Raw genomic sequence first — 12,470 nt, forward strand, 5'->3', positions numbered from 1 at the left:
AAATAGCGCTTTCACCTCTCACAATTTTGAGATATAATTGTACTATCTTGGTAATTAGGAGGTTCTTATGGATTATTGGGAAAAAGCCGACTACTCTTGGTCAGACGATTCTAAGCGACATATTTTGACACCTAGCAGCAAAAGTCGCACACTTTTTTATTACATACAGGAAATTGGACAGTTTAAAGCCTCGCGCCCTTATTATACGGAGCGGGCACATTTACCATCATACTTAATTAAATTCACGCTAAATGGTACTGGGGAATTACGCTATCGTTATCATACATACAGCTTACAGAGAGGTGATTTATTCTTTATTGACTGTCGGGATTATCAATACTATCAAGCAACCAGCGAAGATCCTTGGGAAATGGACTGGATTCATTTTGAAGGAGGAAATTCTGGTGCTTTTTTCCAAGAATTTATGAAAAATGGTTCACCAGTTTTCTCCACTAATCAGCTTCCAGAAGATAATCCTATTCATTTAATCATTCAGCAATTATTACAATTACAAGATTTACAACATGCGCAAACTGATTACCAATCTTCCGTCTTAATTCATCAATTACTGAACGAATTATTGTTGCAAAAGTATCGTCAAGACTTTACCTACGAAACGATTCCATCATTGGTTTTGGAAATGAAAGCTTACATTGATCAACATTTCAAAGAAACAATTTCTTTAGAAGACTTGGCTCAACTCTTTCATTTAAATAAATATCAATTGAACAAAGAGTTCTCCAAATACATTGGATTACCGCCAATTAAATATCAAATTAGTAAAAAAATTTCTTATTCAAAAGATTTACTACGCTATTCTAATCAAACAGTGAAAGAAATTGCTGTAGATGTTGGTTTAGAAAACTATGCCTACTTTAGTCGATTATTTAAAAAGCGAACTGGATTAACTCCTAGTCAATACCGTAAAAGTGGCTTCTAAAAAATCTCTCTATGACACATAATGTCATAGAGAGATTTTTTATTTCTATGCCTCCTAAACTCAATATTTTATAGTAAATTACCAAATCTAGTTGATTGAACAACTTATATTTCGCTCAATTGGGGTTGTTAGACAATTTGTATTGAATTAAGAAATTAGATTTGGTAACCACATGACAAGTTCAGGTACATATGTGATTAAAAGTAAAATTGCTAAGATTACCAGATAAAATGGAACTAGTGGTTTCAGCATTTGCTCAGCTTTAACACCCCCAACACTAGCACCAACATATAATCCTGTTCCAACAGGTGGTGTAATTGAACCAACACACAAGTTCATAATCGCAAATAAACCAAAATGAACTGGATCCACCCCAACATTCATAACAATTGGTAAAAAGATTGGCGTAAAAATCAAAATAGCTGGACCAACATCCATAAACATTCCCACAAACAATAGGACAACGTTTACTAATAGTAGAATTAAGTATTTATTGTCTGTGATTCCTAAAATAGCTGTACTGATTGCTTCTGGTATCCCTGTAAAAGCCATCGCAAAAGACATCATTGAAGAAGTTGCCAACAAGAACATAATGGTTCCACTCATCAAGACAGCCTCTTTTAACATTTTAGGTAAATCGTTTATTTTCACTGTTTTGTAGTAAAACATTGAAATCAATAATGAGTATGCAACAGCAATTGCTGATGCTTCAATCGCTGTAAATAACCCCGTCAAAATACCACCAATAATAATGACAATTAACAATACACTGGGAACCGCTTCTCGCAGAACCTTGCTGACTTCTCCTTTTTTTGCTTTTGCCACAGTAGGATAATTATGACGTTTTGCAATAACATAAGCTACCACCATAATTCCTAACGCCCACAAAGAACCTACCAAATAACCTCCTAAAAATAAAGAAGAAATAGAGGCCCCACCAGCCACCAATGAATACATAATAAACGCTGTACTTGGTGGAATAACCATTCCTGTAGGAGCAGAGGCAATATTTACAGCCGTTGCAAATTTCCGATCATAGCCCTCATTTACTTGTTGCGGAATTAGTACGCCACCAATAGCAGTCGATGCTGCAATTGCAGAGCTAGAAATCGAACAAAATAATGCATTCCCTAACACATTAGTATGTGCTAGCGCGCCGGGAACACGACCAACAAATAACATAGAAAAATTTACCAACTTTTGGGCAATTCCCCCATTATTCATAATCACACCAGAAAAAATAAAAAACGGAATTGCTACGAGAGAGAAACTATTTAAACTAGAGACCATTTTTTGAGCTGAGGTAAATGCAGCTGCTTCAAAAGGAATTACTAATAACAATGTTGCAATTGAAGATGCCGCAATGCTCATACCAATTGGCATACCAACTACCAATAAGACTGCAAAAACTACAAATAAGATAATGCCTGCTTCTAAAGCCATATTTTTACTCCTATTCTTTTTCTTCTATAAACGCATTAAGAATCTTTTGATTGCGTGAATAACTCTAGCAAATTCATCAAACTATAAATAAACATCAAAACACCTGCTACTGGAACGGCTAAATAGACATAACCCATAGGAATTGCCAAAGATGGTGAAATTTGTCCTAACGTAATTACTACACCATTCCAACCGCCAAATATCATAATCACTCCTGCAAAAAGTAGGAACAACAATTGAACAATAAATTCTAAAAAACGTTTTTGTTTCCCTTGTAATTTTTCACTTAACAAAGTTACTGCTAAATGTCCCTTTTTTCCAACCACATAAGCAGAAGCTAACATCGCCAGCCAGACCAATGCAAAGCGAACAAATTCTTCTGTTAAGGTACTAGGATTTTTTAACACTGTCCGGGCAAACACTTGGTACAAAACGACCAAAACCATTGCAGCAAGAATGATTGATCCAAGTATTTCTAAAAGTCGATTTAAAAATTTTCTAAAACCTGTCATAATTACCTCCTTAATTAGTCCGCCAACTGGCGAATAGCCTGATACAGTTCGCCATGTTCTGAGCTATTTTTGAATGATTCATGCAACGGTTGAACAAGTTTTTGGAATGGTTCACTGTCTACTTGATTGAACACAACACCATATTCTGCTTGTGCTTTTTTCTTTTCTTCTTCAACCGCTTCTTTAAAGACCGTTTTTTCAAAAGCGGTCGATTCTTTTGCTGCTTCTTCAATCGCTTGTTCTTGTTTCGCTGTCAAACGTTCTTTTGTTCCCTCGTTCATAATCACAATATCTGGCACTCGAGTATGCTCATCATAAGAATAATACTTAGCCACACCACCATGACCAGCTGTATATAAAACGAACTCATTATTCTCTGCACCGTTGATTAGATTAGATTGTAGAGAAGTATATACTTCCGAACTACCCATAGGTACTGGCGAACCTCCTAAAAGTTCTACCATTTTGATGGCGGTTTCACTTTGCATGACCCGAATTTTTTTACCTTTCAAATCATCTGGAGATGTAACAGGCCCTTTGCTCATATAAAAACTTCGTTGACCAGAGTCATAATAAGTTAAACCAACAAATCCTAATTTTTTTGTAGAATCATACACTGGTTGCATTAGCGCTTGATTATCCATTACTTTAAAAAAATGTTTTTCATTATCAAAAATATACGGAATGGCAAATACAGAATAATCTTTAGAAAAACTTTCTAATGCTGATCCACTGACCTTTGCAAAATCAATTGCACCTGTTTGTGTTAATTCAATTAGTTCTGTTTCTCCCCCTAATTGACCATCTGGAAAGTATTCAATTTGAACTTTACCATCTGTTTTTTCCTCTACCAATTCCCCGAATTTCTTCATAGAATCGATAACTGGTTGGCTATTACTAGCATACGCATAGCGCAAGACTACCGTATCATTTGCCGAAGCTTCTGTTTTGCCGCAACCACTTAGCAACTGTAATCCTGCCAATACCATAACTGCTGTAAATAAAACCTTTCTTTTTTTCATGAACTTTTCTCCTTACTTTTCTAGCAATAAGAAACAAGCAATTCAGTCAAACATAGGATTGTTAATGATTGACCATAAGGCATCGCTGTCATTCCAATTGTGCGATAAAAATCTAAATTATCACCCATTCCTGTACCAACTGACACATGTTGTACTTCTCCCGTTTCATCAATCTCATTTAGTAAGCCAGCAATTGCTTTGTTTGCCACTTCTTCATATTCAGAAGAAATATATTTTTTATGAACCGCTTTTAAAATCCCATAAGCGAATCCCGCTGTAGCAGAAGATTCTAAATACGAATTTGAATCATTAATTAATGTATGCCATAAACCAGATTCATCTTGGTATTTCGCTAAAGCTGCCACTTGCGCATTGAGGGTACTTAATAAAAATTCCCGTAAACTATCTCCTTTTGGCAACTCTAAGATTTCAATAATTTCTGGAATAGCAATCGTAATCCAGCAGTTCCCTCTTGCCCACAGTGCTTCCGCATAGTTATGATTTCCCTCAAAAGTCCAACCGTGATACCATAGACCACTTTTTTTATCTTGTAAATATTTAATATGGATTAAAAATTGATGCTTTGCTTCTTCCAAATAATCGAGTCGATTCAACAACTTACCAATTTTTGCCAAAGGTAAGACAGTCATCATTAACGTATCATCCCATAATTGATTTTTATTTTCTGGTCCATATGTCGCATGTTGCAAGCCCCCTTCATTCGTTCGGGGCATTTCTTCCATCACCCATTCCGCCCATTGCTCTAAGTAAGGTATATATTTAGAGTCTTTAGTGTCTTCATATAGATAAGCCATTGTTAAAAGCGGAGCCATCGTATTCACATTCTTAGGCGGCGCGCCTTCTTGCATCCGACCTTCAAACCAGTCGTTAACTACTTGTAAAGCTTTTTCACTTTTAGTATTTCGATAATTCTTATATATACCATACAACCCAACGCCTTGCGGCCAGTTCCAAATCGTCCAACTTTTGTCATCAACTTTTAAACCATCAAAATCTAACAGAAATTCACCTGTGTTATCTTTAATCGTTGTTAAATTTCTAATTAATAAGTCAATCGTTGTTTCTACTGTATCTTTTGGTATGAATTGTTCCTGTTTAATAATCATCGGCAATCAAAACTCCTTTTCCATCCCACCAGCGCAAATGAAACGCTTTCATTTTTTTGTAATTTTAGTTTAGCAAGGAATGTTAGCAAATTATATAGTTAATCTTGACGAATTACTGTCAAAAATTGACTTTTTTTTAAAATTAGATACGGTTTTTACCAATTCAATCAATGAGTAAATAACAAAAAACGGACATCCTTTTTAGGTATGTCCGCTTTTTGTTACTTATTTATGGTTGTTTTCCAATATAAGCTAAAATTCCACCATCGACATATAAGATATGTCCGTTAACAAAGTCAGAAGCGTTAGATGCTAAGAAAACTGCTGGGCCAGCTAAGTCTGCTGGTGTGCCCCAACGATTAGCAGGTGTTCGTCCCAAGATGAATTCGTTAAATGGATGCCCTGTTTCTCTTAATGGCGCCGTCTGTGGCGTTTCAATGTAGCCAGGTCCAATCCCATTACATTGAATATTATATTGTCCATATTCAGAAGCAATATTTTTCGTTAACATTTTTAGTCCGCCTTTTGCTGCCGCGTACGCACTAACTGTTTCACGACCTAGTTCACTCATCATTGAACAGATATTGATAATTTTGCCATGACCCTTTTCAATCATATCTGGAATAACCGCTTTTGCCATAATAAATGGCGCATTCAAGTCAACATCAATCACTTGACGGAACTCTTCTGCTGACATATCCACCATTGGAATTCGTTTAATAATTCCCGCATTATTGACTAAAATATCAATAGAGCCGACTTCTTCTTTAATCTGAGCGACCATCGCTTGAACTTGCTCTTCATCAGTGACATCACACACATAACCACGTGCTTCAATCCCTGCGGCCCGATAATTTTCCAAGCCTTGTTCAACTGATTCAGGAGATAAGTTATTAAAAACAATTGTTGCTCCTGCTTCAGCTAGGGATTTCGCAATCTCAAAGCCAATCCCATAAACAGCACCTGTAATTAACGCTACTTTTCCATCTAATTGAAAATCATTCATTTTAAATTCCATGTTTTCTCCTCTTTCTTTGGTTTATTTTAATTGATCCATTGCAACCATATCCATGTCTGTGTACGTAATATTTTCTCCGCACATGGCCCAAATAAAGGAATAATTACTTGTACCAACCCCAGAATGAATTGACCAGCTTGGTGAAATAGCTGCTTGTTCATTACTCATTACTAAATGTTTCGTTTCGTCTGGTTTACCCATCATGTGGAAAATCCGCGTATCTTCTTCCATATCAAAATAAACATACGCTTCCATACGACGTTCATGTGTATGACAAGGCATTGTATTCCAAGCGCTACCTGGTTCTAAAATGGTGTAGCCCATTTGTAACTGGCAACTTTCACAAACGTTCGGATGAATGTATTGGTAAATTTTACGTTGGTTCAATGTTAATGGATCACCCGTTTCCATTGGGGTAATTTCATCAATACTAATTTTTACGTTGGGATATTTATGATGTGCTGGCACACAACTAATGTAAAATTTCGCTGGATTATCAGGGTTTTCTGAAGAAAAACGAACATGTTTTGTTTCTTTCCCAATATAATAGCCATCTTGTTTTTTCATTGTTTCTTTGGCGCCATCAATTTCAATAAAGCCTGGTCCCCCAATATTAATAACCCCTAGTTCACGGCGTTCTAAGAAATAGTCAACCCCTAATTCTTTGTCCAAAATAATTTCTAATTCTTCTGTGGTCGGTGTCACACCACCAAAAATCATCCGATCATTATGTGTGTAGGTTAAGCTGATTGCACCTGGAATAAAAACTTTCTCTACTAAAAATTCATCTCTCAATTGTTCTGTTGAATAGTGACGGATATCCGCCGGACTATGTGTATAACGTGTTTCCATATTTTGCATAACTAAAATCTCCTATCTATTTATTTTTCCTGAGCCCGTTGCCAAAAAAGCAAGGACTTCTTTTTGACTAAATTGATTACAATCACCATGGACAGTATGTTTTAACGCACTAGCCGCTGTCGCAAAATCAATGCAGGTTTGTGGATCATAGGCAGCTAATATGCCATGTAAAACCCCACCAGCAAACGCATCACCGGCACCGACACGGTCAACAATCGGTTGTAATCGATGACATTTGGACGTATAATACGCACCTTTGTACCATAGCGTTCCGATTAATTCATTATCTGTCGCTGAATGAACTTGACGTTTGGTTGAATAAAATACTTGAATGTTGGGATAACGTTCTTGCATTTTTCGGTAGTACCACGTTAATGCGTCTTCAAGTTCTTCCTCTGGTTCTGGAATCTCCAATAAATAACGAGCATCTAATACCCCAGCTGAACAAATATCAACAAATGGAAGAATGGACTTCAATGCCACGCTCGCTTCTTTCTGGGACCAAAGTTTCCCTCGATAATTAATGTCAAAACTTACTTGGCACCCTGCTTGCTTCGCTGCTTTAACTAGCGCAACCGTCATACTTTGCCACGTTTTTGATAACGCCGCTGTAATTCCTGAAATATGAAAGATCTCTACTCCTGAAAACAGCTCATGTAAGTCCCATTCCATTTCTTCGATTTGAGCAAAGCTTGAATAGGCGCGATCATAGACAACACTGGCTGCTCGTTCTCCTGTACCAGTTTCCAAGTAATATGTTCCTAGGCGTGTTCCGCCAGTTCGTACAAATTCCGTTGAAACCCCATAACGACTTAAATGCTTTTTGGCGGCTTCTCCTAATGAATTATCGGGCACTTTACTAGCAAAAGTCACTTGGTGGCCATAGTTCGCTAACGAAATCGCTACATTCGCTTCACCACCGCCGTAATGTACAGCGAAATTTTCTGTTTGTGCTACGCGTATTCCGACAGGCGTTGACAAACGCAACATGATTTCTCCCAATGTTACGACTTTCCCCATGTGCCTACACCCCTTTGATTGCTTGGAATTTTTCCATATAGGCTTGGGCAACCTCACGAACTTTTTCAAAATCCCCAGTTGCTGCTGGCGCTAACAGATTGCCACCAACACCGACGGCCGTCACACCTGCAGCAAACCACTCGGCCATATTTTCCAAACTGACACCACCCGTTGGCATAATATTTAACTGAGGCAATGGCGCTTTAAATGCCGAAATAACACTCGGTCCATAAACACTTCCCGGAAATAGTTTAATAATATCTGCTCCGCTTTTCAGTGCTTCTTTCATTTCTGTGATGGTCATACAGCCTGGCAAGTAAGGAACTTGATATAAATTGCAAATTTTAGCGGTTTCTTCATCGAAGCTTGGACTCACAATATATTCAGCCCCTGCTACAATAGCTAAACGAGCAGTCGTAGCATCCAAAACTGTCCCCGCACCAATGACTACGTCAGGATTCTCTTGGTATAACGCAACTAATTCCTGAATCACTTCTGTTGCTTGAGGAACAGTAAAGGTTAACTCAATCCCCCGCATACCGCCTGCTACAATGGCTTGACTAGCTTTTAGTGCTTCTTCTTTTGTCTTTCCGCGAACCACAGCAATCACGCCAGCATTTTCTAATTTTTGTAAAATTGATACTCGCTTCAACAGACTCCCTCATTTCTTATTTAGAAATATATATTTATTATAAAGAAATTCACAACTTCATTATACAGATAAAAAAAGAAAATGCAAACGTTTTTACAAAAATAAAAAAAGAAAGACAAACAAAAATCCCAATCGACTTTTGTTTGTCTTTCTTTTTCTACTATAATTTCGCTTCAATCGCTGCTTTTGTTGCCAAAAGGGCTTGATTAATCGTCGTTTTATTTTCCTCTGTCAAACGATATTTCGGCATGCTTACACTAAAAGCACCCGCAATTTCGCCATCTTTCATTAAAGATACTCCGCTACAGAAAATATCTTGTTCAATTTCTTCATCATCGTAAGCAACCCCCGTTTGTTGCACTTGTTTTAATTCTTTTTTCAAACGCAAGGGATTGGTAATCGTATTTTCGGTATAGGGAATTAATGTCTGCGTGTCTAAATATTGTTGCACTTGTTCTTCCGAAAATTCTGCTAAAACGGCTTTACCCATGGCCGAATTATACAAAGGTCGAGTAATTCCCACTTTCGAGGACATGCGAATCGTTTGATTTTTCGGTTCTAATTTATTGATATACAGAATTTCATTATTATTTAAAATCCCTAAATGAATGGTTTCATCGACCGTATTTTGAAGGTTTTCTAAATAAGGTACCGCAATTTCAGCTAAATCGATTTGCTCCACACTTTGATTCGCATAGCGAATCAATTTTGTTCCTAAGCGGTACGTCTTGTTCGTGTCTTTTTGAACATAGCCAATTAATGTTAAGGTTTCTAAAATTTTGATTGCCGTTGATGCTGTCATTTCGGTATTCTTTGCAATTTCCTGTAAGGTTTGATCGGGTTGTAAACTTAGACAGTCCATGATTTTAGCCGCTTTTAACAAGACTGTTCCGTAAGGTTTTGTTTCTTTCATCGAAACCCTCCTTTTCCATATAAGAAATTATATATAAAAATAAAGAAATTGCAAGAAAAAAAGAACTCGAAGATTCATTCAGTAACGTTTTACTTTCACTTCAGGTCTTTCTCCCAGTCCTATTTCATTCTTATTTTCTTTTCTTTAACTCATCAGAAACATCTGCATCCTTAGGAATTAAAAGATACTCACTGACTTCTGTGGTTTCATTAAATACGACATATAATTTTTGTTCTTCATCGAAATCGCCCAAATCAATCGCTACGTAATTGGGACAAACTTCTGAGATACCATGAAACATTTGACTAAAGATTTTTTTCGTCATCCCCACATTACGATGCTGCTCTTCTGCTTTTTCCACCGCACTTTGTAACGTATATCCTTCATCTAAAAAACGCTTGATCCAATGCACTTTGACGACTGTATGTAACCGATATTTCCGTGGACCGTTTGCGTCTTTCGCAATGGAAGAAATATACCCTTTTTCTTCCCAATAACGAAGTTGACGTGGCGAAACTTCAGCAATTTCACTTAGTTCACTAATTCCTATCAACAAATTTTCTTCATTTAACAAACGCTGAATCATTTTTGACCACATTAGTTTAACTTCCTTTCCCTTATCCTTTCCTTAATTGTAGTTTTTTTTACACCTTTGTCAAGTAAGTTGACAAAGATTCTAATTAGTTGTAAAGTAGTTAATGCAATTTAATTTGAAACTTACAGAAAAAGGAGCGATATATGTGACTTCACAACAACCTGTGGATATTCACGGAAAACCTTATAACCGGTCGTTACTAGTCGGTGTTTTACTAATCGGAACATTTTGTACGATTTTAAACCAAACACTTTTAACGACGGCCTTACCTACATTAATGAAAGAATTTGATATCTCAGCTTCAAGTGTACAGTGGCTAACCACTGGATTCCTACTTGTGAACGGCATTATGATTCCCATCAGTGCTTGGTTGATTAACAAATTTAGTTCAAAAAAATTATACATAACAGCGATGTCAACGTTCTTAATCGGAACCATCATCTGTTTTGTAGCTCAAGACTTCGGCATGTTATTGACTGGACGCCTTGTTCAAGCCGCAGGGGTCGGCGTATCTATGCCTCTTTTACAAACAATTATGCTTTCAATTTTCCCGCCTGAAAAACGTGGCGCTGCCATGGGCACAACGGGAATTGTTATCGGATTAGCGCCCGCTTTAGGTCCAACATTATCTGGTTGGATTATTGATTCTTATACATGGCGTGACCTTTTTGGGATGGTCATTCCAATTGTCGTTTTAGTCCTAATTTTAGCTTCATTTTTAATGAAAAATGTCATCCAATTATCTAATCCAAGTATCGATGTCTTATCGGTCATTCTTTCTACTCTCGGCTTTGGTAGCTTACTTTACGGCTTCTCAAGCGTTGGTGATAAAGGTTGGGGTAGCCCACAAGTCTATGGATTCTTAATTGTTGGTGCGATTGTTTTATGTCTTTTTACATATCGACAATTGCATTTAGAACAACCTTTCTTAGAACTACGCGTTTTTAAATCAAAAGTCTTTACTGTTGCAGCCATTTTATCTGGCGTAACCAACATGGCAATGATTGGCGCCGAAATGGTTTTACCTTTGTATATCCAAAATATTCGTGGCGAATCTGCCTTCCATTCAGGGTTAATGCTTTTACCAGGAGCGTTAGTCATGGGACTTATGATGCCAGTAACTGGTCGCATTTTTGATAAAATTGGTGCCCGTCGTCTTGCGATTACTGGGATGTTTATTTTAACAGCTGCAACGTTACCGTTTGCTTTCTTAACAAAAGCAACACCTATTATTTATATCATTGTCCTATATGCGATTCGGATGTTTGGTATTTCGATGGTCATGATGCCTGTGACAACTTCTGGCATGAATGCTTTACCAATGAATTTATTAAGTCACGGAACTGCTGTAAACAACACCTTCCGACAAGTAGCCAGCTCAATTGGAACAGCTGTTTTGATTAGTGTTTTAACAAATGTTACCAAAGACGGCTTACCTGCATCGGACTTATTAAAAACAGCCCCACTCACTTATCGCGACCAAGCAACAAACGCAACACTAAACGGTTATCACGCAGCCTTCTTCGTGGCAACAATCTTTGGCGTTCTCGGCTTGGCGATTACTTTCTTCTTAAATAAAAAAGAAGCGATGCCTGTTAAGGAAGTAGGTGCAATGAAATAATGATTATTTTCCTTTTAATCCTTTGCGTGTTAGGCTTTGCCTACACAAATGTATTTGGCCGAAAAGTTTGGCATAAATGCTGTATGGTTATTTTTGGTTTAGGCTTCTTAGCTTCGTTAAGTCTTATCGTTTTAAACGATAAAGATCATTTTGGTATGACCGAAGTTACTCAGGACAAAACGTTTGAACTAAAAAGCAGTAGTTCAAGCATAGATGGCCCCAACATGTTATTGTACCAGCCGTTGGGCGATGGTTCCGAAAAAGTTTATTTGTACAACACACCAGATAAAAAGAAACTACAAAAAACAGGAACGGAAAACGTCACAAACACAGTTCAAAAAGATGCTCAAAAAGCCACATTAGTCCAAAAAACGACGAAATGGTCCTATCAAGAGTCCTGGGCCAAAACACTATTTGGCCTTGCTGACAACGATAACCAATTTGCAAAACAAGAAAACACCTTCAACATTGCTAGTGACTGGCTAGTTTTAAGTGCTGATCAAGCCAAAAAATTAGGCGAATATATGGAACAACATGCCGCTGATATCAAAAAAGAAGGGACTGAAACAGTTGGCAAAAAAATGATGGCTGCTATGATGGCGAATCCATCAATGTCCCAAGAAGAACAAGCGAAACTCACCGAACAATATACCAAAGAGTTTCAACAAGAATTGATTCAGAAAATTCTTAGTGACATGAAATAAAAAGAAGGACTGCCTGAGAAACTTATCAGGCGGTCCTTCTTT

Annotated in this window: 13 protein-coding genes; 3 read left to right on the forward strand and 10 right to left on the reverse strand. The window is 37.3% G+C overall.

The features are described from left to right. Nucleotides 1–67 precede the first annotated feature (67 nt). On the forward strand, nucleotides 68–940 hold the full coding sequence (locus tag IGL80_RS12145; RefSeq protein WP_002355307.1) for a helix-turn-helix domain-containing protein: 873 nt from the start codon (nucleotides 68–70) through the stop codon (nucleotides 938–940). Between the two features lie 147 nt (nucleotides 941–1,087). Here the strand turns inward: IGL80_RS12145 and IGL80_RS12150 are convergent, their stop codons facing one another. From IGL80_RS12150 to IGL80_RS12195, 10 genes are all read right to left on the reverse strand, one after another. Continuing rightward, nucleotides 1,088–2,383 carry a TRAP transporter large permease gene (locus IGL80_RS12150; protein ID WP_002358410.1) on the reverse strand — a complete coding sequence of 432 codons (1,296 nt, stop codon included), beginning with the start codon at nucleotides 2,381–2,383 and terminating at the stop codon, nucleotides 1,088–1,090. A gap of 35 nt (nucleotides 2,384–2,418) precedes the next feature. Beyond that, nucleotides 2,419–2,895 (reverse strand): TRAP transporter small permease, encoded by a 477-nt coding sequence (locus IGL80_RS12155; protein WP_002358409.1) that lies wholly within the window; start codon nucleotides 2,893–2,895, stop codon nucleotides 2,419–2,421. A 14-nt stretch (nucleotides 2,896–2,909) separates the two neighbouring features. Further along, nucleotides 2,910–3,917, reverse strand: coding sequence for a TRAP transporter substrate-binding protein (locus IGL80_RS12160; RefSeq protein ID WP_002358408.1), 1,008 nt, complete (start codon nucleotides 3,915–3,917; stop codon nucleotides 2,910–2,912). A gap of 20 nt (nucleotides 3,918–3,937) precedes the next feature. After that, a complete protein-coding gene (locus tag IGL80_RS12165; protein WP_002385348.1) occupies nucleotides 3,938–5,044 on the reverse strand; it encodes a glycoside hydrolase family 88/105 protein in 1,107 nt (368 codons plus the stop codon). A gap of 229 nt (nucleotides 5,045–5,273) precedes the next feature. After that, entirely contained in the window at nucleotides 5,274–6,062 is a 789-nt protein-coding gene (locus IGL80_RS12170) for a gluconate 5-dehydrogenase (RefSeq protein ID WP_002358407.1), read from the reverse strand. 21 nt (nucleotides 6,063–6,083) lie between these two features. Next, entirely contained in the window at nucleotides 6,084–6,923 is an 840-nt protein-coding gene (kduI, locus tag IGL80_RS12175; RefSeq protein ID WP_002355301.1) for a 5-dehydro-4-deoxy-D-glucuronate isomerase, read from the reverse strand. A 12-nt stretch (nucleotides 6,924–6,935) separates the two neighbouring features. Continuing rightward, nucleotides 6,936–7,943, reverse strand: coding sequence for a sugar kinase (locus IGL80_RS12180; protein ID WP_002403812.1), 1,008 nt, complete (start codon nucleotides 7,941–7,943; stop codon nucleotides 6,936–6,938). A 4-nt stretch (nucleotides 7,944–7,947) separates the two neighbouring features. Further along, nucleotides 7,948–8,595 (reverse strand): bifunctional 4-hydroxy-2-oxoglutarate aldolase/2-dehydro-3-deoxy-phosphogluconate aldolase, encoded by a 648-nt coding sequence (locus IGL80_RS12185; RefSeq protein WP_002367887.1) that lies wholly within the window; start codon nucleotides 8,593–8,595, stop codon nucleotides 7,948–7,950. A 160-nt stretch (nucleotides 8,596–8,755) separates the two neighbouring features. Beyond that, a complete protein-coding gene (locus IGL80_RS12190; RefSeq protein WP_002355294.1) occupies nucleotides 8,756–9,508 on the reverse strand; it encodes an IclR family transcriptional regulator in 753 nt (250 codons plus the stop codon). Between the two features lie 130 nt (nucleotides 9,509–9,638). After that, nucleotides 9,639–10,106, reverse strand: a complete 468-nt coding sequence (locus tag IGL80_RS12195) for a MerR family transcriptional regulator (RefSeq protein ID WP_002383688.1) — start codon at nucleotides 10,104–10,106, stop codon at nucleotides 9,639–9,641. A gap of 100 nt (nucleotides 10,107–10,206) precedes the next feature. On the opposite strand from IGL80_RS12195, the gene IGL80_RS12200 reads away from it, so the two are divergent. Continuing rightward, nucleotides 10,207–11,724, forward strand: a complete 1,518-nt coding sequence (locus IGL80_RS12200; RefSeq protein WP_002385351.1) for an MDR family MFS transporter — start codon at nucleotides 10,207–10,209, stop codon at nucleotides 11,722–11,724. Then, the gene (locus tag IGL80_RS12205) at nucleotides 11,724–12,428 is read left to right on the forward strand and encodes a DUF4811 domain-containing protein (RefSeq protein ID WP_002358403.1); all 705 of its coding nucleotides are present in this window, start codon (nucleotides 11,724–11,726) and stop codon (nucleotides 12,426–12,428) included. The genes IGL80_RS12200 and IGL80_RS12205 overlap by 1 nt, the downstream gene beginning before the upstream one ends. Nucleotides 12,429–12,470: the final 42 nt, after the last annotated feature.

The organism is Enterococcus sp. DIV2467a (assembly GCF_050532945.1).
GTDB classification, from domain to species: Bacteria; Bacillota; Bacilli; order Lactobacillales; family Enterococcaceae; genus Enterococcus; species Enterococcus faecalis.

Excerpts from the sequence above, each read along its gene's own strand:
- IGL80_RS12145 (WP_002355307.1), top strand. The coding sequence starts at position 68 with ATGGATTATTGGGAAAAAGCCGACTACTCTTGGTCAGACGATTCTAAG.
- IGL80_RS12150 (WP_002358410.1), bottom strand. The coding sequence starts at position 2,383 with ATGGCTTTAGAAGCAGGCATTATCTTATTTGTAGTTTTTGCAGTCTTA.
- IGL80_RS12155 (WP_002358409.1), bottom strand. The coding sequence starts at position 2,895 with ATGACAGGTTTTAGAAAATTTTTAAATCGACTTTTAGAAATACTTGGA.
- IGL80_RS12160 (WP_002358408.1), bottom strand. The coding sequence starts at position 3,917 with ATGAAAAAAAGAAAGGTTTTATTTACAGCAGTTATGGTATTGGCAGGA.
- IGL80_RS12165 (WP_002385348.1), bottom strand. The coding sequence starts at position 5,044 with ATGATTATTAAACAGGAACAATTCATACCAAAAGATACAGTAGAAACA.
- IGL80_RS12170 (WP_002358407.1), bottom strand. The coding sequence starts at position 6,062 with ATGGAATTTAAAATGAATGATTTTCAATTAGATGGAAAAGTAGCGTTA.
- kduI (WP_002355301.1), bottom strand. The coding sequence starts at position 6,923 with ATGCAAAATATGGAAACACGTTATACACATAGTCCGGCGGATATCCGT.
- IGL80_RS12180 (WP_002403812.1), bottom strand. The coding sequence starts at position 7,943 with ATGGGGAAAGTCGTAACATTGGGAGAAATCATGTTGCGTTTGTCAACG.
- IGL80_RS12190 (WP_002355294.1), bottom strand. The coding sequence starts at position 9,508 with ATGAAAGAAACAAAACCTTACGGAACAGTCTTGTTAAAAGCGGCTAAA.
- IGL80_RS12195 (WP_002383688.1), bottom strand. The coding sequence starts at position 10,106 with ATGTGGTCAAAAATGATTCAGCGTTTGTTAAATGAAGAAAATTTGTTG.
- IGL80_RS12200 (WP_002385351.1), top strand. The coding sequence starts at position 10,207 with ATGCAATTTAATTTGAAACTTACAGAAAAAGGAGCGATATATGTGACT.
- IGL80_RS12205 (WP_002358403.1), top strand. The coding sequence starts at position 11,724 with ATGATTATTTTCCTTTTAATCCTTTGCGTGTTAGGCTTTGCCTACACA.